The 26,446-nt window shown below is 66.2% G+C and carries 27 protein-coding genes; 15 read left to right on the top strand and 12 right to left on the bottom strand.

Features of this window, described 5'->3' with window-relative positions:
• Nucleotides 1–105: 105 nt before the first annotated feature.
• From ACK41U_RS14410 to ACK41U_RS14385, 6 genes are all read left to right on the top strand, one after another.
• Complete coding sequence (locus tag ACK41U_RS14410; protein ID WP_409681481.1) at nucleotides 106–507, top strand: ketosteroid isomerase-related protein; 402 nt, start codon at nucleotides 106–108, stop codon at nucleotides 505–507.
• Complete coding sequence (locus tag ACK41U_RS14405) at nucleotides 504–1,088, top strand: N-acetyltransferase family protein (protein WP_409681479.1); 585 nt, start codon at nucleotides 504–506, stop codon at nucleotides 1,086–1,088. Before ACK41U_RS14410 ends, ACK41U_RS14405 begins: the two co-directional genes overlap by 4 nt.
• Nucleotides 1,085–1,936, top strand: coding sequence for a carbon-nitrogen hydrolase family protein (locus tag ACK41U_RS14400; RefSeq protein ID WP_409681477.1), 852 nt, complete (start codon nucleotides 1,085–1,087; stop codon nucleotides 1,934–1,936). Before ACK41U_RS14405 ends, ACK41U_RS14400 begins: the two co-directional genes overlap by 4 nt.
• Before the next feature lie 73 nt (nucleotides 1,937–2,009).
• Entirely contained in the window at nucleotides 2,010–2,432 is a 423-nt protein-coding gene (gene arfB / locus ACK41U_RS14395) for an alternative ribosome rescue aminoacyl-tRNA hydrolase ArfB (protein WP_409681475.1), read from the top strand.
• Entirely contained in the window at nucleotides 2,429–2,896 is a 468-nt protein-coding gene (locus ACK41U_RS14390) for an NUDIX hydrolase (protein ID WP_409681474.1), read from the top strand. Before arfB ends, ACK41U_RS14390 begins: the two co-directional genes overlap by 4 nt.
• Before the next feature lie 31 nt (nucleotides 2,897–2,927).
• Entirely contained in the window at nucleotides 2,928–4,361 is a 1,434-nt protein-coding gene (locus ACK41U_RS14385; RefSeq protein WP_409681472.1) for an inorganic phosphate transporter, read from the top strand.
• On the opposite strand, the gene pncB is transcribed toward ACK41U_RS14385, so the two are convergent.
• Both pncB and pncA read right to left on the bottom strand, forming a co-directional pair.
• Entirely contained in the window at nucleotides 4,358–5,650 is a 1,293-nt protein-coding gene (gene pncB, locus ACK41U_RS14380) for a nicotinate phosphoribosyltransferase (protein WP_409681470.1), read from the bottom strand. The two genes, ACK41U_RS14385 and pncB, sit on opposite strands and share 4 nt — an antisense overlap.
• Nucleotides 5,651–5,730: 80 nt before the next feature.
• A complete protein-coding gene (gene pncA, locus ACK41U_RS14375; protein WP_409681468.1) occupies nucleotides 5,731–6,327 on the bottom strand; it encodes a bifunctional nicotinamidase/pyrazinamidase in 597 nt (198 codons plus the stop codon).
• A 147-nt stretch (nucleotides 6,328–6,474) separates the two neighbouring features.
• Here pncA and ACK41U_RS14370 point away from each other — a divergent pair, with 147 nt between their 5' ends.
• Complete coding sequence (locus ACK41U_RS14370) at nucleotides 6,475–8,070, top strand: SLC13 family permease (protein WP_409681466.1); 1,596 nt, start codon at nucleotides 6,475–6,477, stop codon at nucleotides 8,068–8,070.
• 57 nt (nucleotides 8,071–8,127) lie between these two features.
• Nucleotides 8,128–9,003 carry a rhodanese-related sulfurtransferase gene (locus tag ACK41U_RS14365; protein WP_409681464.1) on the top strand — a complete coding sequence of 292 codons (876 nt, stop codon included), beginning with the start codon at nucleotides 8,128–8,130 and terminating at the stop codon, nucleotides 9,001–9,003.
• A gap of 90 nt (nucleotides 9,004–9,093) precedes the next feature.
• Here ACK41U_RS14365 and ACK41U_RS14360 read toward each other — a convergent pair whose 3' ends face one another.
• Nucleotides 9,094–11,373 carry an NADP-dependent malic enzyme gene (locus ACK41U_RS14360; RefSeq protein ID WP_409681462.1) on the bottom strand — a complete coding sequence of 760 codons (2,280 nt, stop codon included), beginning with the start codon at nucleotides 11,371–11,373 and terminating at the stop codon, nucleotides 9,094–9,096.
• 170 nt (nucleotides 11,374–11,543) lie between these two features.
• The gene (locus tag ACK41U_RS14355) at nucleotides 11,544–12,269 is read right to left on the bottom strand and encodes a proteasome-type protease (RefSeq protein WP_409681460.1); all 726 of its coding nucleotides are present in this window, start codon (nucleotides 12,267–12,269) and stop codon (nucleotides 11,544–11,546) included.
• A 189-nt stretch (nucleotides 12,270–12,458) separates the two neighbouring features.
• Between ACK41U_RS14355 and ACK41U_RS14350 the strand changes: the two genes are divergently transcribed.
• Nucleotides 12,459–14,414 carry a bifunctional 2',3'-cyclic-nucleotide 2'-phosphodiesterase/3'-nucleotidase gene (locus ACK41U_RS14350; RefSeq protein WP_409681458.1) on the top strand — a complete coding sequence of 652 codons (1,956 nt, stop codon included), beginning with the start codon at nucleotides 12,459–12,461 and terminating at the stop codon, nucleotides 14,412–14,414.
• Between the two features lie 94 nt (nucleotides 14,415–14,508).
• Here the strand turns inward: ACK41U_RS14350 and ACK41U_RS14345 are convergent, their stop codons facing one another.
• The 4 genes from ACK41U_RS14345 to ACK41U_RS14330 form a co-directional block, all read right to left on the bottom strand.
• Nucleotides 14,509–15,321, bottom strand: a complete 813-nt coding sequence (locus ACK41U_RS14345) for a transglutaminase domain-containing protein (protein ID WP_409681456.1) — start codon at nucleotides 15,319–15,321, stop codon at nucleotides 14,509–14,511.
• A 3-nt stretch (nucleotides 15,322–15,324) separates the two neighbouring features.
• On the bottom strand, nucleotides 15,325–16,281 hold the full coding sequence (locus tag ACK41U_RS14340) for an alpha-E domain-containing protein (RefSeq protein WP_409681454.1): 957 nt from the start codon (nucleotides 16,279–16,281) through the stop codon (nucleotides 15,325–15,327).
• 14 nt (nucleotides 16,282–16,295) lie between these two features.
• Nucleotides 16,296–17,705, bottom strand: coding sequence for a circularly permuted type 2 ATP-grasp protein (locus tag ACK41U_RS14335; RefSeq protein WP_409681453.1), 1,410 nt, complete (start codon nucleotides 17,703–17,705; stop codon nucleotides 16,296–16,298).
• 175 nt (nucleotides 17,706–17,880) lie between these two features.
• Nucleotides 17,881–19,047: an acetyl-CoA C-acyltransferase gene (locus ACK41U_RS14330; protein WP_409681451.1), complete on the bottom strand. Its 1,167-nt coding sequence runs from the start codon at nucleotides 19,045–19,047 to the stop codon at nucleotides 17,881–17,883.
• A 90-nt stretch (nucleotides 19,048–19,137) separates the two neighbouring features.
• Between ACK41U_RS14330 and ACK41U_RS14325 the strand changes: the two genes are divergently transcribed.
• Together ACK41U_RS14325 and ACK41U_RS14320 are read left to right on the top strand one after the other, a co-directional pair.
• Nucleotides 19,138–19,470, top strand: coding sequence for an STAS domain-containing protein (locus ACK41U_RS14325; RefSeq protein WP_409681449.1), 333 nt, complete (start codon nucleotides 19,138–19,140; stop codon nucleotides 19,468–19,470).
• The gene (locus ACK41U_RS14320; protein WP_409681447.1) at nucleotides 19,467–20,003 is read left to right on the top strand and encodes an ATP-binding protein; all 537 of its coding nucleotides are present in this window, start codon (nucleotides 19,467–19,469) and stop codon (nucleotides 20,001–20,003) included. Before ACK41U_RS14325 ends, ACK41U_RS14320 begins: the two co-directional genes overlap by 4 nt.
• Here ACK41U_RS14320 and hspQ read toward each other — a convergent pair.
• The 4 genes from hspQ to ACK41U_RS14300 form a co-directional block, all read right to left on the bottom strand.
• Nucleotides 19,996–20,343, bottom strand: a complete 348-nt coding sequence (gene hspQ / locus ACK41U_RS14315; protein WP_409681445.1) for a heat shock protein HspQ — start codon at nucleotides 20,341–20,343, stop codon at nucleotides 19,996–19,998. The two genes, ACK41U_RS14320 and hspQ, sit on opposite strands and share 8 nt — an antisense overlap.
• Nucleotides 20,344–20,427: 84 nt before the next feature.
• A complete protein-coding gene (locus ACK41U_RS14310; RefSeq protein WP_409681443.1) occupies nucleotides 20,428–21,165 on the bottom strand; it encodes a metallophosphoesterase in 738 nt (245 codons plus the stop codon).
• 53 nt (nucleotides 21,166–21,218) lie between these two features.
• Complete coding sequence (serA, locus tag ACK41U_RS14305; RefSeq protein ID WP_409681440.1) at nucleotides 21,219–22,808, bottom strand: phosphoglycerate dehydrogenase; 1,590 nt, start codon at nucleotides 22,806–22,808, stop codon at nucleotides 21,219–21,221.
• Nucleotides 22,809–22,918: 110 nt separating this feature from the next.
• Entirely contained in the window at nucleotides 22,919–24,064 is a 1,146-nt protein-coding gene (locus ACK41U_RS14300) for a phosphoserine transaminase (RefSeq protein ID WP_409681438.1), read from the bottom strand.
• Nucleotides 24,065–24,182: 118 nt separating this feature from the next.
• Here ACK41U_RS14300 and ACK41U_RS14295 point away from each other — a divergent pair, with 118 nt between their 5' ends.
• The 4 genes from ACK41U_RS14295 to ACK41U_RS14280 all read left to right on the top strand — a co-directional run.
• Nucleotides 24,183–24,614, top strand: a complete 432-nt coding sequence (locus ACK41U_RS14295) for a hypothetical protein (RefSeq protein WP_409681436.1) — start codon at nucleotides 24,183–24,185, stop codon at nucleotides 24,612–24,614.
• Nucleotides 24,611–25,144 (top strand): hypothetical protein, encoded by a 534-nt coding sequence (locus ACK41U_RS14290; protein ID WP_409681434.1) that lies wholly within the window; start codon nucleotides 24,611–24,613, stop codon nucleotides 25,142–25,144. Before ACK41U_RS14295 ends, ACK41U_RS14290 begins: the two co-directional genes overlap by 4 nt.
• A complete protein-coding gene (locus ACK41U_RS14285; protein ID WP_409681432.1) occupies nucleotides 25,141–25,374 on the top strand; it encodes a hypothetical protein in 234 nt (77 codons plus the stop codon). The genes ACK41U_RS14290 and ACK41U_RS14285 overlap by 4 nt, the downstream gene beginning before the upstream one ends.
• A 374-nt stretch (nucleotides 25,375–25,748) precedes the next feature.
• A partial coding sequence (locus ACK41U_RS14280; RefSeq protein WP_409681430.1) for a terminase large subunit domain-containing protein occupies nucleotides 25,749–26,446 on the top strand: 698 nt, incomplete at its 3' end.

Here is a 26,446-nt window from a genome sequence, read left to right as displayed (position 1 = left end):
CAGGTTCGTGAGATATTGCAAGGCACCCACCCGCCTGCAACCTTGGGCGGAGGTGACGCGGACCGGGAACGGGGCTAGGAACAGCCCAAGCAGATGGAGAGGCCGATGGACACCAGGACCCTGATCACCGCCTATTACGACGCTTTCAACGCAGGCCAGACCCAGCAAATGCAGGAGATGCTGCATGATGAGGTCGAGCATCACGTCAACGAAGGCCAGATCCGCAAGGGCCGCGCGATGTTTGAGCAATTCAACGCGCATATGACGCGCTGCTATCGCGAGACCCTGACCGACATCGTGGTGTTTGCCAATGAGGCGGGCGACCGGGCGGCGGCGGAATTCGTGGTGAACGGCACCTATCTGGACACCGACGAGGGGCTGCCACCGGCGCGCGGCCAGACCTATCGCCTGCCTGCGGGGGCGTTTTTCACCATCCGCGATGGCCGGATCGCGCGGGTCACGACCTATTACAACCTGGCCGACTGGCTGCGGCAGGTCAGCCAATGAGCGTCACGACGCGCGTGCTGACCGGCGAGGCGCTGGCCGCCGCGCTGGAGGATGTCGCGCGTCTGCGCATCGCGGTCTTCCGGGATTTTCCCTATCTGTATGACGGCGACGCGGATTATGAACGCGACTATCTGCGTGCCTATCAGTCGCCCGGCGCGGTGGTGGTGGCCGCCCTCGACGGCACCCGCATCGTCGGGGCCGCGACCGGGGCGCCGATGTCGGACCACGCCGCCGATTTCGCGCAGGCCTTTGCCGACCGGCCCGAGCCGCTGGACCGGATCTTCTATTGCGCCGAATCGGTGCTGCTGCGCGACTATCGGGGCCATGGCATCGGCCACGCCTTCTTTGACGCACGCGAGGCGCATGCCCGCGATCTTGGGGCCCGCTTTTCCGCCTTTTGCAGCGTGATCCGCCCCGAGGATCATCCCGCGCGCCCGGCGGATTACCGCGCTCTGGACCCGTTCTGGCGCAAGCGCGGCTATGCGCCTCTGCCGGGCGTGCTGGCGCATTTCGGCTGGAAGGATCTGGGCGAGGCGGACGAGACCGAAAAAACCCTGCAGTTCTGGATGCGCGCCCTATGAAGATAGCTGCCGCCGCCTATCCGATCGACTGGTTCGATGATTTCGCAGCCTACGCGGCCAAGCTGACCCGCTGGGTGGCCGGGGCCGGGGCCGATCTGCTGGTCTTCCCCGAATACGGTGCGATGGAGCTGGCCTCGCTTGGCGGCCCGGCGGTCGCGGGCGATCTTGAGGCCAGCCTGCACGAGGTCGCCCGCCACTGGCCCGACATCGAGGCGCTGCATCTGGATCTGGCCGCGCGGTATGGCTGCCATATTCTGGGCGCTTCGGGGCCGGTGTTTGCGGGCGCGCGTCCGGTGAACCGGGCGGTGCTGTATGGGCCGCAGGGGCGCATCGGCCATCAGGACAAGCAGATCATGACCCGCTTTGAACGCGAGGAATGGGACGTGACCGGCGCCCCCGGCCTGCGCGTCTTTGACACGGTTCTGGGACGGATCGGCGTGCTGATCTGCTATGACAGCGAATTCCCGCTGCTGGGCCGCGCGCTGGCCGAGGCGGGGACGGAACTGCTGCTGGTGCCCAGTTGCACCGACACGGTGGCGGGGTTTCACCGTGTGCGCATCGGCGCCATGGCCCGCGCGCTGGAAAGCCAGTGCGTGGTGGTGCAGGCGCCCACCGTTGGCGCCTGTGACTGGATGCCCGCGCTGGATGAAAACCGGGGCCGCGCCGCGATCTATGGCCCGCCCGACGGGTTCTGGCCCGAGACCGGGATCATTGCCGAGGGCGCGATGGACGCGCCGGGCTGGGTCCGCGCGCAGGTTGATCTGTCGCGCGTCCGCGACAGCCGCCGCGACGGCGCGGTACTGCCCTTTCGCCACTGGCCCGAGCAGGGAAACAGCACGATTTTGTGACGCTCCGGAAATTAACGGCCTGTCAACGGCTTTCTGCTTTCATCAGCAGTTCGTCGCACCATATGCTACGCTCATGTTGCAAGTGACCGACACCATATTCATCGCAGAATGGGAACTGTCCGAACAGTTCACGCGCGCCCAGGGACCGGGCGGGCAGAACGTGAACAAGGTCGAGACAGCGGTCGAGCTGCGGTTCGAAGCCGCCCGCTCGCCCCATCTGCCCGAGCCGGTCAAGCGCCGGTTGCAGCGTCTGGCCGGGCGGCGCTGGACGCAGGATGGCGCGATCATCATTCTGGCGCAGGAAACCCGCAGTCAGGCGCGCAACCGCGAACTGGCCCGCGAGCGGTTGCTGGAACTTCTGCGGCAGGCAGCCGTTCAACCCAAAAGACGCATTGCCACCCGCCCCACGGCAGGCAGCCAGCGGCGGCGGTTGAAGGCAAAGACGGTTCGGGGCGATGTCAAGGCCTTGCGCGGAAAGGTGACAGACGACGAATGAGCGCGCTTGCCCGATCGCTGCGATTGTTTCTGGGGAAACGCCCCGCCTCGTTGCAGGTGGGGGCGATCTGTCGCGACATGCGCTCGGGTCAGGTGCTGCTGGTGACCAGCCGGGGCACGGGGCGATGGGTCATTCCCAAGGGCTGGCCGATGGCCGGGCGCAGCCTTGCCGGGGCCGCCGCGCAAGAGGCCTGGGAAGAGGGCGGCGTCAGCGGCCGGATCCACGAAACGGAACTGGGCCGGTTCGCCTATGAAAAAGACCAGGATGAGGGGTTCTCGGTCCCGGTCGAGGTGCGTGTCTTTCTGCTGGAAGTCCGGTCGCAGACCGACAACTTTCCAGAAACGCGCCAGCGCCGTCGCCGCTGGTTCGATCCGCGGGATGCTGCGCGGATGGTGGCAGAGCCGGGGCTGAAACGCCTGCTGAAGGCGCTGCCTGCGGTCGGGGCAACCGGTCAGGGCGCATGACAGTCAAGCGACGGATGCTGCGGGCGGCAGAATGACCGACAAGGGACGTTTTCGCACGCTGGACAAGGATCTGGGCCGGATCACCCATGCCGAGGTTGCGCAGATGCACGCCTTTCGCCCGGTCTGGTGGCTGGGGCTGATGGTGCTGGCGGCGGTCGCGCTGATCGTGCTGGTGGTCGGCATGTCCGAGGCGGATGCGGCGATGGTGGGTCTGGGCGCGGGGCTGATCGTGGCCGCGTGGCTGGGGCTGGCGATCGGGTCGAACGATGTGGCGAACTCGCTGGGGCCTGCGGTGGGCGCGGGGGCCATCGGCTTGCTGCCGGGTCTGGCGCTAGTCGCACTGGCCGAGGTGGCGGGCGCGGTGCTGGCCGGGGGCGCGGTTTCGCAACGGCTGGCGGGGGGGATCGTGGATACAGCCCAGCTGGCCTCGGGCGGGGTCGGCGCGCTGGTGATGCTGTCGGCGCTGATCGGTGCGGCCAGCTGGATCACGCTGGCCTCGGGCATCGGGCTGCCGGTCAGCACCTCGCATTCCATCGTGGGCGGCATTGCCGGTGCGGGCGCGGCGGCGCTGGGGCTGTCGGGCGTGGCCTGGGGGACCGTGGGCATGATCGCCTCCGCCTGGGTGGTGGCGCCCGTTCTGGCGGGATGTCTGGCCGGAGGGCTGGTGATCTTTCTGCGCCACAAGATCATGGAGCGCGAGGACCGTGGCGCCGGTGCCCGCCTGTGGCTGCCGCCGCTGGTGGCGGTGATGTGCGCGCTGTTTGCGGCCTATGTCATGGTGCTGCTGGGCCGGCCCGGCGGGCCTGTCGGCGGCGTCGTGGTCGTGGCGCTGGCGGCGGGCGGGCTGGGCTGGGCCTCGACCCGCATCGGCGTTGACCGGGAACGGGCCCGGCATGACAAGCCAAGCGCAAAGCGCCTGCTGCGCCCGGCGCTGGTGGTGTCGGTCGTGATCATGGGCTTTGCGCATGGCGCCAATGATGTCGGCAATGTGGCGGGGCCGCTGTCGGTGATCATCGGCACGGCGGATGCCGGTGGCGGCTATGGCGCCGTGCCGATGGCCGCGCTGCTGGCGGCGGGCATGACGATTGCGCTTGGCACATTGCTGTTTGGCGGTCGGGTGGTGGTGATGGTCGGCGGCGGCATCACGCGGCTGAATGCGGGGCGCGCCTTTTGCGTGACGCTGGCCACGGCCATGGTCGTCATCGCGGCCTCGGGGTCGGGGCTGCCGGTCTCGACCACCCATGTCGCGGTGGGCGGCGTCTTTGGCGTGGGCTTTGCCCGCGAATGGCAGGACCGCCGCCGCGCCCGCGCCCGCGCCGCCCTGCCCGAGGAAGAACAGAGCCGCCGCCGCCTGATCCGTCGCAGCCATGTCGCCACCATCACCGCCGCATGGGCGGTGACGCTGCCGGTAACCGCCGCGCTGGGGGCCATGGCCTGCTGGCTGATGCTGCGGCTGGCGGGCTAGACCAGCACCTCTTCGCGGGGCTGATCGCCGGTCCCGAACACCCGGCGATAGCGCGCGATCTCATCCGCCGGGCCGGTGGCCTTGGCGGGGTTGTCGGACAGTTTGACCGTGGGCCGCCCGTCCGCCGCCACCGCCTTGCAGACCAGCGAGAACGGCGCCAGCCCATCACCCGGCACAAAACCGCGGAAGTCATTGGTCAGCAACGTGCCCCAGCCAAAGCTGACCTTGACCCGGCCATGAAACTGCCGGTGCAGCGCCACGATCCGGTCCACGTCCAGCCCATCGGAAAAGATGATCAGCTTGCCGCGCGGGTCCTCGCCCCGCTCGCGCCACCAGCGGATGGCATTCTCGGCCCCGGTCGCCGGATCGCCGCTGTCGATGCGGATGCCGGTCCAGCCCGCCAGCCAGTCGGGCGCCCCCGCCAGAAACCCCTCGGTGCCGTAAGTGTCGGGCAGGATGATGCGCAGATTGCCCTCGTGCTCTTCGTGCCAGTCGGCCAGCACGTCATAGGGGGCGGCGCGCAGGGCCGCGTCGCTGTCGGCCAGCGCCGCATGGACCATGGGCAGTTCATGGGCATTGGTGCCGATCGCCTCGATCTCGCGGCGCATGGCGATGGCGCAGTTCGAGGTGCCGGTGAACCGCTCGCCCAGCCCCTCCATCATCGCCTGCACGGCCCAGTCCTGCCACAGATAGCTGTGCCGCCTGCGGGTGCCGAAATCGGCGATGCGCAGGTCGGGCAGGGCGCGCAGCGCCTCGATCTTTTCCCACAGGCGCGTCATGGCGCGGGCATACAGCACCTGCAGCTCGAACCGGCCCATGTCTTTCAGCACGGCGCGCGAGCGCAGCTCCATCAGGATCGACAGGGCCGGAATCTCCCACAGCATGACCTGCGGCCAGGGGCCTTCAAAGGTCAGCCGGTATTGACCGTCGACCTTCTCAAGATGATAGGGCGGCAGGCGCAGCCCCTCCAGAAACTCCATGAAATCAGACCGGAACATCTGCCGCTTGCCATAAAAGGTATTGCCGCGCAGCCATGTGCTTTCCCCGCGCGTCAGCGACAGCGAGCGGACATGGTCCAGCTGTTCGCGCAGCTCGCCCTCATCGACCAGTTCGGCCAGACGGATGCCGGTGCTGCGGTTGATCAGGCTGAAGGTGACCTGCGTGTCGGGGCTGTTGCGGAACACCGACTGGCACATCAGCAGCTTGTAGAAATCGGTGTCGATCAGCGACCGCACGATCGGGTCGATCTTCCATTTGTGGTTGTAGACGCGCGTGGCAATATCGACCATGACCGGCACCCCTTGTTCGTGCAGCCCCCTTGGTGCCCGCAATGCGCCCCGGCTGCAAGAGAGCCCGGCCACAGGTGAGGTCAGCGCAGCGCCACCCCCGACTGGCGCATCCGGTCGCGGGCCTCTGCCAGGCTGCCGTTCAGGTCGATGGCGCGGCAGGCGGATTCGATCACCTGCGTCGCATAGCCCAGTTTTGCCGCGTCGATGGCGCTGAAGGCCACGCAGAAATCATGCGCCAGACCCACCAGCGTCACGCGGGTGATGCCGCGTTCGGTCAGATAGCCGTGCAGGCCGGTGGCGGTGGTCCGGTCATTCTCGAAAAAGGCCGAATAGCTGTCGATCCCCGCGCGACAGCCCTTGCGCAGGATCAGGTCGGCCCGGTCCAGATCCAGTGCGGGGTGAAACGCGGCGCCCGCGCTGCCCTGCACACAATGGCGCGGCCACAGGATCTGCGGGCCGTAATCCATCTGCACCATGTCATAGGGCGCGGCATCCGGGTGAGTGTCGGCAAAGCTGGAATGGTCGGGCGGGTGCCAGTCCTGTGTCAGGATCACGGCCTCATATCCGGCCATCATCGCGTTGATTGGCGCCACGACCTCATCGCCCGCAGGCACGGCCAGCGCGCCGCCGGGGCAGAAATCGTTCTGCACATCAATCACGATCAGCGCTTGGGTCATCGGATCACTCCGCTCTGGGACAGTCGCCAGTTGAACGGGTGCAGCCGGGGCAGGTCAAGACCCTGCCGCAACGTCAGCTGCGTTCTGGAAACCGGCCCGTCTTGCAGCTATCAAGGTCCGATCCGAAACCAGCAGCGCGATCAGGCCATGAGCATTCAGCAAGACCTTCACCACCCGCCCCCGCCCGATGAAAACGCCACCCCGATCCGCTCGGCCCGGTTGATCTGGGGGCTGCGGGGGCTGGGCGTCGCAATGGCCCTGCTGGTCTGGTGGGCGCTTGGCGGGCAAGAGGGGCTGTCAGAGGATGCCCGCGTGGTCGCCGCCGTCGGCACGCTGATGGCCGTCTGGTGGATGACCGAGGCGATCCCGCTGTCGGCCACGGCCCTGCTGCCCATCGTGCTGATCCCGGCACTGACCGAGCGCACCGTGGGGCAGGCGACCCAGCCCTATGCCAGCTCGATCGTGTTCCTGTTTCTGGGCGGCTTTCTGATCGCCATCGCGATGGAGAAATGGCAGCTGCACACGCGCATCGCCCTGATGACGCTGAAGCGCGTGGGCGTGTCGCCGCGCCGCATCGTGCTGGGCATGATGCTGGCCACGGGGTTCCTGTCGATGTGGGTGTCCAACACCGCCACGACGCTGATGATGCTGCCCATCGGCATGTCGGTTCTGGCGCTGGTGATCGAGCGCGGCTCGCGTCAGGACGGCGCCGCCGCAGGCGAGGCGCTGGCCGGGGGTGGCACCATATCCGAGGTCGTGCGCGACCCCAATATCAGCGCCTTTGGTGTCTGTCTGGTGCTGTCGATCGCGTGGTCGGCCTCGATGGGGGGCCTGGGCACATTGCTGGGCAGCCCGCCCAACGCCATCGTCGCGGGCTATGCCGCGGATGAGCTGGGCCGCCGCATCGGATTTCTCGAATGGATGATCCTCGGTGTGCCGCTGGCCTTCGGCTTCATCCTGATCGCATGGCTGGTGATGACACGCGTGCTCTATCGCTTTGATCTGCCCGAGATCCCCGGCGGCAAGCAGATGATCCAGGATCAGGTCACCGCCCTCGGCCCGCTTGGTCAGGGCGAACGCATGGTGCTGACCGTCTTTCTGGGGGCGGCCTTCTTCTGGGTGGTGCCGGGGTTGCTGATCACCATTCCGGGGGTCGAGGATGCGGCGCCCTGGCTGGGCGGCTTTGACGACACCGCCATCGCCATTGCGGCAGGGCTGGTGATGTTCCTGCTGCCCGGCGAGGGGCGCACGCGGATGGTGCTGGAATGGAAGGATGCCGAACAGGGCCTGCCCTGGGGCGTGCTGCTGCTGTTTGGCGGCGGTCTCAGCCTGGCCTCGGCGGTGGCGGCCTCGGGGCTGGACGGCTGGTTCGGCCAGCAGGTCACGGGGCTTGGCGGCCTGCCCAGCCTGCTGCTGATCGCGGCGGTCGTCACGATCATCCTGTTCCTGACCGAGGTGACCTCGAACACCGCGACGGCCGCGACCTTCATCCCGGTTCTGGGCGGGGTCGCGCTTGGCCTCGGCGCCGATGCCATGAGCCTGCTGATCCCGGCGGCACTGGCCGCGACCTGCGCCTTCATGCTGCCGGTGGGCACGCCGCCCAATGCCATCGTCTTTGGCACCGGCACGGTGACCATCGGCCAGATGGCACGGGGCGGTGTGGTGCTGAACCTGATCGGCATCGTGCTGATCACGCTGGCGACCTATTATCTGGGCGGCATCGCCCTTGGCCTGACCTTCTGACGGGCCTGACGTTCTGACGGACTTGCCAGCATGGGCGCGGTTCGCTAGTCCGCGCCCATGCTGATCGTCGCCGCCCTCTATCATTTCACCCGATTCCCCGACCCGGAGGCCCTGCGCGGCCCGCTGCTGGCGGCCTGCCGCCAGCACGGCATCTGCGGCACCCTGCTGCTGGCGCCCGAGGGGATCAACGGCACCATCGCAGGACCCCGCGCGGGCATCGACGCGGTGCTGGCGCATCTGCGCGCGCAGCCGGGCTGCGCCGGTCTGATCTGGAAGGAAAGCACGGCGGACACGCCCCCCTTCGCCCGCATGAAGGTCCGCCTCAAACGCGAGATCGTGACGATGGGCCAGCCCGATGTCGATCCCACCGCCGCCGTGGGCCGCTATGTCGCGCCCGCCGACTGGAACGCGCTGATCGCCGCCCCCGATGTGGCGGTGATCGACACCCGCAACGATTACGAGGTCCAGATCGGCAGCTTCAAAGGCGCCATCGACCCCGGCACACGCAGCTTCCGCGACTTCCCGGCATGGTGGGCAGACAACGCGCACAGATTCCACAACAAGCGCATCGCCATGTTCTGCACCGGCGGCATCCGCTGCGAGAAATCGACGAATTACCTGATCTCGCAAGGCGTCGAAGACGTCTATCACCTGCAGGGCGGCATCCTGAAATACCTCGAAGAGATCCCGGAACAGGACAGCAGCTGGCAGGGCGAATGCTTTGTCTTCGACCAGCGCGTCAGCCTGACCCACGGCTTGCGACAGGGCCGCCACGGCCTCTGCCACGCCTGCCGCCGCCCGCTGGCCCCCGAAGACCGCGCCCGGCCCGAATACGAAGAGGGCGCAGCCTGCCACCGCTGCCTGCACGACTACACCGAGGAGGACCGCGCCCGCTTCCGCGACCGCCAGCGGCAATTCGACCGCGATGCCTGACCCCCTTCTTCTTCACTGAAATATCCCGGGGGGCCGCCGCAGGCGGCGGGGGCAGCGCCCCCTGCGACCTTGCCCCTCAGCGCCCGCCCTTCAGCGTTCTGTCGCCAACCCGCCCGCCGCAATGGCCGCCATGTTCAGAATGTCGCTGACGGTCGAGCCGGTCGAGCAGATCTGGATCGGACGCGGCACCCCGGTCAGGATCGGGCCGACCACGGTCGCGCCCGCCATCTCCTGCATCAGCTTGACCGAGATCGAGGCCGAATGCCGCGCCGGCACCACCAGCACATTGGCGGGCGCGGTCAGGCGGCTGAACGGATAGCGCGCCGCCGCCTCGGGGTTCAGCGCCACATCCACGGTCATCTCGCCCTCATATTCGAAATCCGCGCCGCGCGCATCCAGCACGCGGGCGGCCTCGGCCATCTTCACCGCGCGTTCGCTGACCGGATAGCCGAAATTCGAGAATGACAGAAAGGCCACGCGCGGCTCCAGCCCGAGGCTGCGGGCGACGGTGGCGCCGCGGGTGGCAATCTCGGCCAGATCCTCGGCCTCGGGCCATTCATGGACCAGCGTATCGCCGATCAGCACGATCCGGCCCCGGTGCAGCACGGCGGTGATGCCCACGGCGCCGTCCTGCGGGCGCACATCGAAGACATGCCCGATCTGCGCCAGAACCGGCGCGTTCTTGCGGGTGGCGCCGGTGACCAGCCCGTCGCCATGGCCATGGGCCAGCATCAGCGCCGCAAAGATATGCCGGTCACGGTTGGCCAGCTTGACGGCATCCTCGCGGTCCACGCCCTTGCGCTGCAGGCGCTCGTACAGAAATTCGTGATAGGCCTCCAGATGACGGCTGTTGGCGGCATTGACCACCGTGATCTCGCGCCAGGCGTCGCCCAGACCCAGGGCCTCCAGCTCGGCCTTGACCTCGGCGTCGCGGCCCACGACCAGCGCCTGACCCATGCCGGTGCGGGTCCATGCAACGGCGGCGCGCAGCACGCGCGGGTCATCGCCCTCGGCAAAGATCATCCGGGCCTGCGCCTGCCGCGCGCGGGCATGGATGCCCTGCAGCACCGCCGCCGTCGGGTCCATCCGCGCCTTCAGTGAGTGGACATAGCCCTCCATGTCGATGATCGGGCGCCGCGCCACGCCGGTCTCCATCCCCGCTTTCGCCACGGCGGGCGGGATCACGTGGATCAGGCGCGGATCGAAGGGCGTCGGGATGATATAGTCGCGCCCGAACTGCAGCTTGCGGCCGTAGGCCACGGCCACCTCGTCGGGGACATCCTCGCGCGCCAGTTCGGCCAGCGCGCGGGCGCAGGCGATCTTCATCTCGTCATTGATGGCGCGGGCATGAATGTCCAGCGCACCCCGGAACAGATAGGGAAAGCCCAGGACGTTGTTGACCTGATTGGGATAGTCGCTGCGCCCGGTGGCCACGATCGCATCGGGGCGCACGGCATGGGCCTCTTCGGGGGTGATTTCCGGGTCGGGATTGGCCATGGCGAAGATGACCGGGTTGTCGGCCATGCTGGCGACCATCGCGGGCGTGACCGCGCCTTTGGCCGAGACACCCAGAAACACGTCTGCACCGCGCATCGCGTCTTCCAGACTGCGGGCGTCGGTCATCGCGGCATGGGCCGATTTCCACTGGTTCATGCCCTCGGTCCGGCCCTGATAAATGACCCCCTTGGTGTCGCACATGATGCAGTTGTCATGCTGCGCGCCCATGGATTTCAGCAGTTCCAGACAGGCGATGCCCGCCGCCCCGGCGCCATTGAGGACGATCTTCACATCCCCGATCCGCTTGCCCGACAGCTCCAGCGCGTTCAGCAGGCCCGCCGCACAGATCACCGCCGTGCCGTGCTGGTCGTCATGGAAGACGGGAATGTCCATCAGCTCTTTCAGGCGCTGTTCGATGATGAAACATTCGGGCGCCTTGATGTCTTCCAGGTTGATGCCGCCGAAGGTCGGCCCCATCAGGCGCACGGCATTGATGATTTCCTCGGGGTCTTCGGTGTCCAGCTCGATGTCGATGGCATTCACATCGGCAAAGCGCTTGAACAGCACCGCCTTGCCCTCCATCACCGGTTTCGAGGCCAGCGCGCCCAGATTGCCCATCCCCAGGATCGCGGTGCCGTTGGAAATCACCGCGACCATATTGCCCTTGGTGGTATAGTCATAGGCGGTCTCGGGGTGGTCGGCGATGGCCTGCACCGGCACCGCGACGCCGGGGGAATAGGCCAGCGACAGGTCGCGCTGCGTCGCCATCGGCGTCGAGGCGATGATCTCATATTTGCCGGGGCGCGGCTCCATATGATAGGCCAGTGCCTCTTCGGGCGTGATCCGGTTCTTGCGCGGCGTCTGATCGGTCATGGTGGTGGTCCCCCTCGTGTCGGCCCCTGATTAGCGCGGCGCGGCTTAAGGCTCAACGTGGAAGCGTGCCGAGAGTGGGGCAGGGGGGCGCTGCCCCCGGCCCGTGCCGGGCCTCCCCCGGGATATTTTGCCCAAGGCAAAGGGCGGGATATTTTGCCCAAGGCAAAGGCTCAGATGGTGACCTTGACGAAGCTGTCGCGCAGGGCGGCGGACCAGGCGGCGCTCATCTGCGCGAAATCGGGATCGCCGTCGAGGATCCGGCGGCGGTTGCTGATCGCGCAGGCGTCGCGTTCGATCACCGCCAGATCCAGTGGCATTCCCACCGAAAGGTTTGATCGCAGGGTCGAATCCATCGACAGAAGCACCGCTTTCTGGGCGTCGGACAGGCTGGTGGCGGGCGTCACCACCCGGTCGAGGATCGGCTTGCCATATTTGTGTTCGCCGATCTGGAGGAACGGCGTGTCCTCGGTCGCCTCGATGAAATTGCCTTCGGGATAGATCAGGAACAGGCGCATGTCGCCGCCTTTGCGCTGGCCGGCCACGATCATGCTGGCCGAGGCCTGTTGTTTCAGGTCGCGGCATTGTTCTGCGATGTCGCGGCGCGTGCGGCAGAGCGTGTCGCCGATGATGGTGGCGGCGCGCAGCATGGTGGGGGCCAGCATGATCGAGGTGGTGTCGTCGGCCATCTCATCCTCGATCGCCTCTTCCAGCCGGGCAATCGTGGTCTGGGTGACCGACAGCGAGCCCGCTGTCAGGATGGTGATGATGCGCTCGCCCGGTTCCTCGAAGAAGAACATCTTGCGATAGCACGAGATATTGTCCAGCCCGGCATTGGTGCGCGTGTCCGACAGCAGCACCAGCCCGGCATCCAGTTTAAGTCCGACGCAATAGGTCATCGGCAGGTCTTTCTGTAACAGTCTGCCCGCGACAGTATGACTGGCCACCGGGGGGTGCAATCGCTGCCTGCATGTTGCGGCGCGAAACTGCCCGAAAAAACAGCGCGGCGGTCTGTCATGAAATATTGACGTGCCTGTCGGCGCGAATTGCGCATGATGCAATCCGAGACATCGGACCCAGGAGACGACATGACCCATTCCCTTTCGCTGAGCCGACGCGGCTTTCTGTCGGCAAGTGTCGCCGGGCTGGGCCTTGTCGCGCTGCACCCCTTCTCGGCCCGCGCCGCCGCGGGGCAGGCGCATCTGCGCATCATGGAGACGACCGATCTGCATGTGCATGTCTGGCCGTGGGATTATTATGGCGACCGCCCGTCCGACACGATGGGGCTGGCCCGCACCGCCGCCCGCGTGCGCGAGATCCGGGCCGAGGCGCATAATTCGCTGCTGCTGGACAATGGCGATTTCCTGCAGGGCAACCCGATGGGCGACTACATTGCCTATGAGCGCGGCATGGCCGAGGGGCAGATGCATCCCATCGTCACCGCCATGAATGAGGTGGGCGTCGAGGGCGGCACGCTTGGCAATCACGAATTCAACTATGGCATCGAATTTCTCGAACGCGCCATCGCGGGTGCGGGCTTCCCCATGGTGCTGGCCAATGTCACCCGCACCGATGGCAGCCCACTGCTGCCGCCCTTCACAGTGCTGGAGCGCGAGCTGACCGATGGCGCGGGCGAGGTGCATCCGATCCGCATCGGCCTCATCGGCTTTGTGCCGCCGCAGATCATGCAATGGGACCGCGCCCATCTGGAGGGCCAGCTGGAGGCCGGTGACATCGTCGAGGCGGCGCAGACCCATGTCCCGAACCTGCGCGCGGAAGGCGTCGATCTGGTCATTGCGCTGTGCCATTCGGGCATTGGCGCGGAGCAGCACACACCCGGCATGGAGAATGCCGCCATCCCGCTGGCGGGCGTTGATGGCATCGACGTGATCCTGACCGGCCATTCGCATCTGGTCTTTCCCGGCCCCGATTATGAGACCACCGAGGGCGTGGACAGCGCCGCGGGCACCATCGGCGGCAAGCCGGGCGTGATGGCGGGGTTCTGGGGCTCGCATCTGGGGCTGGTCGACCTGTTGCTGCAGCGCACGGGCGAGGGCTGGCAGATCGCCCGCCATGTCAGTGAGGCGCGCCCGATCTATGAACGCGACGCCGACCGCAATGTCGTGCCGCTGGTCGAAAGCATGGCCGCGGTCGAGGCCAGCGTGGCCGCCGAGCACGAGGCGACGCTGACCTATGTGCGCCGCCCGGTGGGCCAGACCTCGGCGCCGCTCTACAGCTATTTCGCCATGGTCGCCGACGACCCGTCCGTGCAGATCGTGGCGAATGCGCAGGCCTGGTATGTGGCCCGGATGATGCAGGGCACCGAACATGAGGGGCTGCCGGTCCTGTCGGCGGCGGCGCCCTTCAAGGCGGGCGGTCGCGGCGGGCCGGATTACTATACCGATGTGCCTGCGGGCGACATCGCGATCCGCAATGTGGCCGACCTCTACCTCTATCCCAACACGATCCGGGCGGTGCGGGTGACCGGCCAGCAGGTCAAGGACTGGCTGGAGCGCAGCGCCGGTGCCTTCAACCGGATCACACCGGCCGAGGCCGACCAGATGCTGCTGAACCCGTCATTCCCCAGCTACAATTTCGACGTCATCGACGGGGTGACCTATCGCATCGACCTGTCGCAACCCGCCCGCTTTGACGGCGAAGGCAATCTGGCTGACGCCGATGCCCACCGCATCACCGATCTGATGCTGGACGGCGCGCCGCTGGACCTGAGCGCCGAGTTCATCGTTGCCACCAACAATTACCGCGCCGAAGGCGGCGGCAATTTCCCCGGCAATGACGGCTCGACCATCGTGTTCGAGGGGCCGGACACCAACCGCGATGTGATCGTGCGCTATATCGTCGACCAGGGCACGATCGACCCCAAGGCCGACGGCAACTGGTCCTTTGCCCCGCTGGAGGGCGCCACCGTCCTGTTCGACAGCGGGCCGGGCGCGGTGGCGCGCATGGCTGATGTCACCACCTTGACCATCGCCGAGGCGGGCGAGGCCGAAGACGGCTTCCGCCGCTTCCGCATCATTCTCTGAGCCGCGACCGCCTCCCCCCCTTTGCCTTGGTGCAAATATCCCGGGGGGAGGCCCGGAACGGGCCGGGGGGCAGCGCCCCCCTGCCTGCCCACGGCTATTGCGCCAACTCCTCGACATGAACGGCGACGGCCAGTTCCTCGGCGCCGCTGCCCATGGCCACGCCCCGGATCGGCGCCGCGTCCGACGCGTCCAGACCCGAGCCAAGCCGCACATAGCGATCATCCGGGCAGCACAGGTTGGCGGCGTCAAAGCCGATCCAGCCCAGCCCCTCGACATGCAGCTCGGCCCAGGCATGGGCGGCGTCATGCGGCTTGCCGTCGATGGTCGAATGCAGATAGCCCGAGACATAGCGCGCAGGCAGGTTCTGGACCCGCGCCACCGCGATCAGGGCGTGGGAATGGTCCTGACAGACACCCTCACCCAGCGCCAGCGCCTCGGCGGCGGTGGTATGGGCCTCGGTCACGCCGGGGCGGAACACGATCGCCTCGCCCACCGCGCGCGACAGGCGGTGCGCCAGATCCAGACCGTCCTGCGCGCCTTTGCCCGCCTCCTGCGACAGATCACGCAGCGCCGCGTCGGCCACGGTTGCGCGGCTGTCGCGCAGATAGGCCAGCGGATTGATCAGCTCGCGATGCCCGCGCAGCACACCCGCCATATCGCGCGTGTCGATGCGCCCGTCGATGCGGACGGTCACCTCCTGCACCGGCCCGCGCACGGTCCAGCCCTCGATCCAGTCACCGGCACCATCGCGGAAACCGGGACCGCGCAGCCCGCCCGTCACCTCGATCTGCCATTCATGCGTCTTTTGCCCCTCAAAGACCGAGGGCGTCAGGCGCAGGCTTTGCACCAGATTGCGGATCGGCTGGTCGTAGCGATAGACCGTCTCATGCGAAATGCGCAGCTTCATCGGTCACACCCCTCCCAGCAGGTAATCCTGATGCACCAGATTTGACACGGTGCCCAGTTCGCGGATGAACCAGCTGAGGAACTCGTGCAGCCCCTCGTCAAAGATCATCTCGATGTCGCGGGCCTGCAGCGCGGCCAGCACCTCGCGCCCCTTGTCGCGGGCCTCGGCGGGCACCCCCTCGCCATAGCGGCGCGCCAGCCCTTCCAGATGCCAGACCGCCTCGTAAAGCGAGGTGATCAGCGACCGGGGGCTTTCGCCGTTCAGGATCAGGAAATCCGCCACCCGACCCGCCGTGATGTCGCCGCCATAGGCCCAGTGATAGGATCTGTGCGCCGACAGCGCCCGCAGGATCACCTGCCACTGATAGGTGTCCAGCCCCGAGCCCACGAACTCGATCCGGGGCAGCAGCACGAAATACTTGACGTCCAGCAGCCGCGCCGTCGCATCGGCGCGTTCCAGGCTGTAGCCCAGATTCATGAAATGCCAGCCATCGTTGCGCAGCTGCGTGGCATTGATCGCACCGCGCACGGTCGAGGTGTGGCTGGTGGTGAAATCCGTCAGCCCGGCAGTGTCCAGCTTGGACCTCGGCTGACGCTCGATCTTGCGCAATTCCTGATAGGCGACGTTCAGCGCGTCCCAGACCTGACTGGTCAGCGCTGTGCGGACGACCCGCCCGGCCTCGCGGGCACGTTCCAGACAGCTTGCGACCGAGGACGGATTGGCGCGGTCGAAAAAGATAAACTCTTCGATATTTTCCTGCGTGATCTCGTCATATTTCTCGTTGAACAGGGCCGAGGTGCCCGAGGCCCGCAACAGCGAGTTCCACTCGTTCTGATAGCCCACCTCGGTATTGGGCAGCAGTGTGATCCGCTGGCCGACGTCCAGCAGACGGGCGGCGGTTTCGGCGCGTTCCAGATTGCGGCCCATCCAGAACAGGTTCGAGGCGGTGCGGCTGAGCATGGTGTTTCCTCCCCTCATTCCGACAGGACCCAGGTGTCCTTGACGCCCCCGCCCTGCGACGAGTTCACGACAAGGCTGCCGTCACGCAGCGCCACGCGGGTCAGCCCGCCCGGCACCAGCTCGATCCGGTCGCCGCACAGGCAATAGGGCCGCAGATCGACATGGCGCGGCGCGATGCCTTCCTCGACAAAGGTCGGGCAGGTGGACAAAGCCAGCGTGGGCTGGGCGATGTAATTCGACGGGTTGGCCTGAATTTTCAGGCGGAACTGCTCGATCTCTTCCTTGGTCGATTTCGGGCCGACCAGCATGCCGTAGCCGCCCGAGCCATGCACCTCTTTGACCACCAGTTCGGGCAGATGCTCCATCACGTAGCGGTAATCGTCATCCTTCCACAGCGTCCAGGTCTGGACGTTGTTCAGGATGGGTTCCTCGCCCAGATAAAAGCGGACCATGTCGGGCACAAAGGTATAGATCGCCTTGTCATCCGCGACACCCGCGCCCGGCGCCGAACAGATCGACACCCCGCCCGAGCGATAGACATCCATCAGCCCCGGAATGCCCAGCATCGAATCGGGGCGGAAGCACAGCGGGTCCAGATAGGGGTCGTCGATCCGGCGATAGATCACATCGACACGCTTGGGGCCGGTGGTGGTGCGCATATAGACGAACTCGCCATCGACGAACAGATCCTGCCCCTCGACCAGCTCGACGCCCATCAGGTTGGCCAGAAAGCTGTGTTCGTAATAGGCGCTGTTGAAATGGCCCGGAGTCAGGATCACGCAGGTCGGGCGGTCGCTGCATTTGGCGGGCGCGACCGATTCCAGCGTGCGGCGCAGCAGGTCGGGATACTGGTCCACCGGCTCGATCCGGTTGCCCCGGAACAGCTGCGGGAACATGCGCATCATGATCTCGCGGTTTTCCAGCATGTAGCTGACGCCCGAGGGCGTGCGGCAATTGTCCTCCAGCACGTAGAACTCGTCCTTGGCGGTGCGGACCAGATCAATGCCGATGATGTGGGAATAGACGCCGCGCGGCGGCACAAAGCCCACCACGGATTTCTCATAGGCCTCGTTCTGATAGACCAGCCGGGCGGGGATGCGCCCGGCGCGGATGATCTCTCCGCGGCCATAGACATCGCGCAGAAACGCGTTCAGCGCGCGGGCGCGCTGCTTGATGCCGCGTTCAAGACGACGCCATTCGGCCTGCTCGAAGACGCGGGGCATCATGTCGAACGGGATCAGCCGGTCGGGGTCGCCCCCCTCGCCATAGACGGCAAAGGTGATGCCGATGCGGCGGAACAGCGCCTCGGCCTCGGCCTGTTTCATCTGGCGGAAATCGGCGGGCATCGTGTCCACCCAGTCCCGAAGCCGGGCATAGGGTTCGCGCACGGCCTCGCCATCGAACATCTCATTATAGTAACTCATTCGTCCCCCCGTGACGTGCCGTTTCTTGTGCGGGTCATTGGCCCGATGATCCGAGAGGCCACGGGCAGAGTCCACAGACGAAGCCCCGGAAATGCCCGAAAGTTCCGCAAACTCCTGTTTTTAAGGGGGGTGGGGCGATCCAGACCCCCTAACGCTGCCCAATGACCGGGCAGTGTCACGTCAGCTCGACCGCGATCGCCGTGCCCTCGCCACCGCCGATGCAGATCGCCGCGACGCCCCGTCGCAGCCCCCGCGCCCTCAGCGCATGAATCAGCGTCACGATGATGCGCGCCCCCGAGGCGCCGATCGGATGACCCAGCGCGCAGGCGCCGCCGTTCACGTTCACCCGGTCATGGTCGATCCCCATCCGCGTCATGAAGGCCATGGGCACGACGGCAAAGGCCTCGTTCACCTCCCACAGATCGACCTCTTCCTTGCGCCAGCCGATCCGCTCCAGCAGCTTTTCGGCCGCCGGAACCGGGGCTGTCGGGAACTGACCCGGCGCCTGTGCGTGGCTGGCATAGCCCATGATCCGGGCAAGGGCGCCTGCCGGATCGGCCGTGATGACCAGCGCCGCCGCCCCGTCCGAGATGCTGGAGCTGTTGGCCGCCGTGACCGTGCCGTCCTTGCGGAAGGCGGGGCGCAGAAGCGGGATCTTGTCGGGCCGCGCCAGCCCCGGCTGCTCGTCGGTCTCCACGGCCGTATCGCCGCCCCGGCCCGGCACGGTGACCGGCGCGATCTCGGCGGCAAAGGCGCCAGAGGCGATCGCGTCACGCGCGCGGGTCAGGCTGGCCCGCGCAAAGTCATCCTGCGCCTGCCGGGAAAAGCCGAATTCCGCCGCGCAATCCTCGGCGAATGTGCCCATCAGGCGGCCCTTGTCATAGGCGTCCTCCAGCCCGTCCAGGAACATGTGGTCGATGACCTGACCATGCCCCAGCCGCGCGCCGCTGCGCATCTTGGGCAGCAGATAGGGCGCATTCGACATGCTTTCCATGCCGCCCGCGATGACCAGATCCGCGCTGCCCGCCCGGATCGCATCGCCCGCCATCATCACCGCCTGCATCCCTGATCCACACATCTTGTTCAGCGTGGTCGCGGGCACGGATTGCGGCAGCCCGCCTGCGAATCCCGCCTGCCGCGCCGGGGCCTGCCCCTGACCGGCGGGCAGCACGCAGCCCATGAACAGCGCGTTGATGGTGTCAGGCGCGGCGCCTGCGCGCGACAGGGCCGCCCTGATGGCCGCGCCGCCAAGATCGGGCGCGGCGATCGCGCCAAGCGCGCCCTGCAGCCCGCCCATCGGCGTGCGCGCGGCGCCCGCAACATAGATCTGTCGAATTGTCATCACTCTCCCCCTTGCCGTCCCGGTTCCGGCTTACCGGATAGTAACGATTTTCGTCTAGCCATGCAGGCGGAACGCAAAAAAGGACAGATCATGCATTTCGTTGTCGATGACGCGGACAGTCACCTGAACATCACCGTGACCGAGGCGCGCATCGACGCGGCCATCGCCACGCAGTTCAAGGATGCGCTGCGCGCGATCGTCATGAAAAGCCACAAGCCGGTTCACCTGGACCTGCGCCATGTCGACTTCATGGACAGTTCGGGCCTTGGGGCGATGATTGCCGTCCGCAAAAGCCTGCCCGACAGTCTGCCGATGGTGCTTCTGGCCGTCACCCCGAATGTCGAGCGTGTGTTCCGCCTGACGCGGATGGACAGCGTATTCGAAATCCGCCCCCCCCAGATGCAGGAGACGCCACGCGAATGACCCCGACCGAACGGCAGAATGCCGAAGTGGACAGCCAGCCTTCGACCCAGAGCCGGCCCATGTTTCACCGCATCCTCAGGGCCGATCCCGATGCGGTGCGTGCCACCCTGACCGCCATACGAGAGCGGTTCCGCAACGATGTCAGCGATGACAGCCTCGCCCGGCTGGAACTGGTGCTGGCCGAGGTGATGAACAACATCACCGAACACGCGCCCGTGGCCTGCGCCGACCGGCGCGCCGAGGGAAGGCCGACGCTGATTCACCTGTGTATCGTCAGCCACCGCTGCGGGCTGGCCTGCGCCCTGACCGATGACGGCGTGTCCCTGCCGTCCGACTGCCTGCGGCCGCGCGACCTGCCGCAATTCGCCCAGCAGGAACTGCCCGAGGGTGGGTTTGGCTGGTACCTGATCCAGGATCTGACGCAGGAGCTGTGCTATTACCGCGAGGATCAGCGGAACTTTCTGGCGTTTCGCGTCCCCTTCACGGACGGGGTCCGCAAAGATGCCGCCCGCAGCCGGTCAACCGTCAGTTGATCGGCACAACCAGAGGATAGCGGCCATCCTCGAACTCGCCAAAGATATCTGCGACCTCCGGATGGTCGATGGGCTCGCCTGACAGGTCCGGCTCAAGGTTCTGCTCGGACACATAGGCGACGTAATAGGTCGCCTCGGTCTCGGCATAGAGATGGTAAAAGGGCTGGTTCTTGTCAGGCCGCACATCCTCGGGGATCGCCTCGTACCATTCCTCGGTATTGGCGAATTCGGGATCGACATCAAAAACCACCCCGCGGAACGGGCGGCTGCGGTGCCGGACCACCTGCCCGAGGGCGAATTTCGCCACGCGGCTCTGCCCCTGGAGGAATTCGACTGCCATCGTCTCGGGTGACCTTCTGCACAATAATGCGCGGCTTCTAATGCGTCGGGGTGATTCTGTCCATGATCGCCCGCAACAGCCGCGTTACTGCCCCTCGGGCGGAACCGCTTCCATCGGCACGCGTCCCGCATCGGTCAGCAGGAAAACCCCCTGCGGCTCGATCACGGCGGTGCATAGCGGCCTGCCATAGGCCGCACCGCCATCCAGATTGAGCCGGTTGCCATGATAGCGCGCGCTGTCCTGCGCGGTATGGCCATGCACCACCAGCGGCCCGAAATCCGCATGGCTTTCCAGAAAGCCCTTGCGGATCCAGACCAGATCCTGCTCGGCCTGCTCCAGCAGCCCGACACCGGGCCGGATGCCCGCATGCACGACCAGTGCCATCGGATGCAGATACCACAGCGGCAGCGTCGCCAGAAACTGCGCATGATCGCGCGGTACCGCGCGCCGCGCCTCGGCCAGCAGCGCCTCGCGCGGCTGATCGGGGTCAAGGCCATAGGACCACAGCGTCTCCGCCGCGCCCAGCCCCGGATGGTCGATCCAGTGCTGACGCGAGCCCAGACCGGGGTCGATCCAGTCGGGCTGGTTCAGAAATGCCGGCAGAAACCTGTCGTGATTGCCGCGCGTCACGATCCAGGGGCGCCCCTGCTGTTGTCCGCGCAGCAGATACTCGACCACGCCGCGCGAATCGGGGCCCCGGTCGATCAGGTCGCCGACATGGGCGATCACCGCATCGGCGCCGCCATCCTCATGGATCCGCTGATGCGCCGCTTTCAGCAGGTCAAGCTGCCCGTGAATGTCACCAATCGCATAAAGTCGCATATCGTCCCTCTGCCTGCCGCGCGCCCCTTGGGTAGGGGCGCGCGGCGCCAAGGTCAAACCTCGAACTGCAGACGGCGGGCCTGCAGGAACTTGCCGGTGGCCTGCAAGGTCGCCAGCGCCGCGTCGCTGATGGCCTCGTCCAGATACAGAATCGCGATCGCATCCGCCCCGTTTGCCGCACGTCCCAGAGTGAAGTTTGCGATGTTCACGCCCAGATCGCCAAGCGTCATCCCAAGCGCACCGATCACGCCCGGCACGTCCTTGTTGCGGGTATACAGCATGTGGCTTCCCACCTCGGCATCGACATTGATGCCCCGGATCTGGATGAAACGCGGCTTGCCGTCGCTGAAGACCGTGCCCGCGATCGACCGTTCGCGCGTGTCGGTCACGCAGGTCAGCTTGATATAGCCCTCGAACACGCCCGCCTTGTCCTGCCGCGTCGTCGAGACCTGCACCCCGCGCTCCTTCGCCATGACCGGGGCCGAGACCATGTTCACATCCGGATTGCCCGCCTTCATCACGCCCGCGATCACGGCGGCATTCAGCGCGTTCAGGTTCATCCCGGACACGGTGCCATCATACAGCACGTTGATCGCCTTGATCGGCTCATTGGTCATCTGGCCCACGAACGCGCCCAGATGCGAGGCCAGCTTGATCCACGGCCCCATCACGGCGGCTTCTTCGGCAGTGACCGAGGGCATGTTCAGCGCGTTCTGCACCGCGCCCGTCAGCAGGTAATCCGACATCTGCTCGGCCACCTGGAGGGCCACGTTTTCCTGCGCCTCGGTGGTGGCGGCGCCCAGATGCGGGGTGACGACCACATTGGGCAGGTTGAACAGCGGGCTGTCGGTCGCAGGCTCGACGGCAAACACGTCGAATGCGGCCCCGGCCACGCGACCATCCTTCAGCGCCTCGGCCAGCGCCTCTTCGTCAACCAACCCGCCACGCGCACAGTTGATGATCCGAACACCGGGCTTCAGTTTCGCAATCGCCTCGCGCGACAGGATGTTCTTGGTCTTGTCGGTCAGCGGCACGTGGAAGGTGATGAAATCGGCCCGCCCCAGCAGCTCGTCCAGCTCGACCTTGGTCACGCCCAGCTCTTTGGCGCGATCCTCGGACAGGAAGGGATCATAGGCCAGCACCTTCATGTGCAGCCCCAAAGCGCGGTCAATGACGATCCCGCCGATATTGCCCGCACCAATGACGCCAAGCGTCTTGTTGAACAGCTCGACCCCCATGAAACGGTTCTTCTCCCACTTGCCGGCATGGGTCGAAACGCTGGCCTCGGGCAGCTGCCGCGCCACGGCAAACATCATCGCGATGGCGTGTTCTGCGGTGGTGACGCTGTTGCCGAAGGGCGTGTTCATCACGATCACACCCTTCTTGCTGGCCGCCGGAATGTCGACATTGTCGACCCCGATGCCCGCGCGCCCGATCACCTTCAGATTGCCCGCCGCCTCCAGCAGCTTGTCGGTGACCTTGGTGGCCGAGCGGATGGCCAGCCCGTCATACTGCCCGATCACCTCGGCCAGCTTGTCCTTGTCCTTGCCCAGATCGGGCAGGTAATCCACCTCGACACCGCGATCGCGGAAAATCTGGACGGCGGTTTCCGACAGCTTGTCGGACACGAGAACCTTCGGCATGTCAGTCTTCCTTGTGCAAGCGTCCGGGCCCTCATGGCCGCGCCGACGCATATCCTGCTTTGGTCTGGAAATATCCCGGGGGTCCGGGGGCTGGCCCCCGGCCTTGATGCTTATTGCGCGGCCAGCTCGGCGCGATAGGCCCACTCGATCCAGGGCATCAGCGCCACGACATCCGCCGCCTCGACGGTCGAGCCGCACCAGATCCGCAGCCCGGCAGGCGCATCACGATAGGCGCCCGCATCCAGCGCCACGCCTTCCTTCTCCAGCCGCTTGGCCACGGCCTTGGCGAAAGCCGCGCCATCCCTGATCGCCGGATCGGTGAATTTCACACAGACGCTGGTGGTCGACGCGGTCGCCGGATCCTCGGCCAGATCCGCGATCCAGCCCTTGCCCGCGATGAAATCACGCACCGCACCGGCATTGGCATCCGCCCGCGCGATCAGCGCAGACAACCCCCCGATCGACTGCGCCCATTTCAGCGCCACCAGATAATCCTCGACCGCCAGCATGGACGGCGTGTTGATCGTTTCACCCTTGAAGATGCCCTCGATTAGCTTGCCGCCCTTGGTCATGCGAAAGATCTTGGGCAGCGGCCAGGCCGGGGTGTAGGATTCGAGCCGTTCGACCGCGCGGGGCGACAGGATCAGCACGCCATGCGCGCCCTCGCCGCCCAGAACCTTCTGCCAGCTGAAGGTCACCACATCCAGCTTGTCCCAGGGCAGGTCCATGGCAAAGGCCGCGCTGGTCGCGTCGCAGATGGTCAGCCCGTCGCGGTCCGCCGGAATCGCGTCCCCGTTCGGCACGCGCACGCCGCTGGTGGTGCCGTTCCAGGTAAAGACGACATCGCGGTCGAAATCGACCTCTGCCAGATCGACCACCTTGCCGTAACCGGCCTTGCGAACCACCGCATCCAGCTTCAGCTGCTTGACGGCATCGGTCACCCAACCCTCGCCAAAGCTTTCCCAGGCCAGCATCTCGACCGGGCGTTGCCCCAGCAGCGACCACATCGCCATCTCGACCGCGCCCGTATCCGAGCCGGGAACAATGCCGATACGATAGCCAGCCGGAACGCCCAGAACCTCGCGGGTCAGGTCGATGGCTTCCGCCAGCTTGGCCTTGCCGACAGCGGCACGATGCGAGCGGCCAAGCGGCGCGTCCGACAACATGTCCAGCGAATAATGGGGGATCTTGGCACAGGGGCCCGAAGAAAAGCGCGGATTTTCCGGCCGCGCGGCCGGGATCGGAAGATCGGTCATTTGGCTAGCCTTCCAGCTAAAAGCCCCTCGTTGGGGAGGGGTGTCCCGCCGTGGGACATACGCGTCCCCTGTAAATACTGCAAGCCCTGTTGATCCGACCCCTGCTGAATCTTGCGGGTTGGAACAGAACGGGGCGGGAACGCGCAACCCGTTGTGGCACAAATCTGACACAGAATGTTCGCTGGAAGTTCTGGCACCGGAAAAAGAAAATCCCGGTGCGCTGGCGGGCGCAACCGGGACTGAATATCAAGACTGGCTATCTTGGATCGACCATAACCTGATCCGGGAATCTGCGGCAAGGGCTTTGGCGCGCGCAGTTGCCGATTGTGACCCCGCCGACCGCGTGCCCTTCCTCGAACCCATTCTGGACGGCCTGCGCGCCGGAATGCCGATGCCCCTTTTCGGGCAGATCATGGCCGAGGCCAATTTCTGGGCCGGAGAGGCAAGCCGGGCCGAGCTGAAAGCTTATTGCGCCGCCTGCTATGCGCGCCTCGCGCCGGAGGATCAGGCAGCCTTCCGTTCCTTCATCGACGGGCGGGCCGCTGCATGATCATCGAACGTCTGGACTTCCCCCAAGAGATGGTCACCACGCTGGAAGCGTTGCGGGCGCATCTGAGAACCTCAGATGACGACTATTTTGACGCGGAAATCGCGCAGATGGCCGAAGCGGCTGCCAACGAGGCCGAAAGCTTCGGTGAACTTGCCCTGCTGTCTCAGCGAATCCGGGTCAGCTTGGATCGCTGGTGGGGCGGACAGACCTTCCCCCTGCCCATCATTCCCGCCTTCGATCCTGCAAGCGTCAGCATCACGGCAGATGGCACGCCGGTTCTGGGTTTCACGGTTCTGACCGGCCTGCGTCCCGCAATCCGGCTGGCCGAGCTGCCCCCGGACGGCCCGGTTGTGATCGAGTATCTGGCGGGCTGGCCTGACAGCGCGGTGGTGCCGGTCGATCTGCGGCTGGCGATCATGGATCAGGCGCTGGCCTATTTCGATGCGCGCGGCCCGGAAGAAACCAAGCTTTCCGCCCGGTCACCTCAATTCGCCCGGATCGTCGCCAGGTATCGGCGGGTGCGGATATGAGCGCGAACCTCGCATATACCGGCGATCCCGATATTGACCGGCTGCTGTTCAGCTGGCCCCGCGTCATTGCCGATGCGTCCGGCTGGTCACGGGGCTTTGCCCTGTCCATCCAGCGCGACCGGAAGAAACCCGACTGGCGGCCCAGTGACAGGCAACTGTCGGTCATGCGGCGGCTGGTGGCCGAGCTGCCCCAGACGGTGGGGGAGGCCGATCCCGATCTGATCGAATGAAACCAACACGGCCCGCGCCACACGCGCGGGCTGCGGGCGGATGCGGGCTTTCACGGGTTAGCCGGCGCATCCGTCCTCAAGCGCTACCGGGAACGGGCCAGAGCGCAAGGGCAGCTATCCCGCGTCACGCGGTCTCTCCAAGCCCTAAGGCCCCGCTGCCACCCAAAGGCGGCGAACATGGGAGAGCGGTCCGAGCCTTGGGAAAGGCAGGACTGACCTAAGCGGCGGGCTCGTCCGAATGGGCAGGTCAAGATCGCGGCGGTCAGGGCGGGAAAGCTGGGTTTTTAACCCCGGCCCTTAACCCGCTTCCTGACCGTCACAACGGGCTGAACCGATGGGCAGGACAGCCCGAGAGCGACAGAGAAGGCGGAGAGATGACGATGACCGACAACGCAGCGACCGACCTGTTCGGGAATGGTCCCAATGCCCCGGTTTCGCAAAACCAGCAGGACCGACGACAGACTGTTGCTTTCTCTCTTCTCGAAAAAATCCGGGGAAAATCGCCCGGCATCCGCGCAATTCAGTTTTTGGGGCTTTTGTCGGTTCCTGAGGGCAAAAAGGCTGGAAAACCCCTGAAACTGGCGGATTTTCAGCGGAAATTCGTAAAAGGCACCTTTTCCAGGAATGTCATGGTCGGCGTGCTGTCGATTGGTCGCGGCAACGCCAAGACGGCGCTGGCGGCGGGTCTGTCGCTGGCCGAGCTGGTCGGCGCGCTGCAAGAGATGCCTCAGCCCAAGCGCGAAATCATCCTTGCCGCCCGGAACCGCGATCAGGCCCGCATCGCCTTCAATTTCCTGCTGGGATACATTCAGGGCCTGCCGGAATCGGACCAAGCGCTATTCATCATCCGGCGCGGGTCAAAGCTGGAAGTCGAATTTGAGGGCAACGGCGGCGGGCTTGCGCGCGTCATCGCAGCAGATGGCAAGTCGATCCTCGGCGGCGCGCCGACGCTGGCGATCATGGACGAACGCGCGGCATGGGAACGCGAAAAGGGCGACAACCTCGAAAACGCCATTTTGTCCGGTCTGGGCAAGCGGGATGGCCGGGCGCTGATCATCTCGACCAGTGCCCC

This window comes from Paracoccus sp. (in: a-proteobacteria), from assembly GCF_046289755.1.
Lineage (GTDB): Bacteria > Pseudomonadota > Alphaproteobacteria > Rhodobacterales > Rhodobacteraceae > Paracoccus.
The sequence above is the reverse complement of the archived record's forward strand: the minus strand, read 5'-3'. Positions and strand labels throughout refer to the sequence as shown.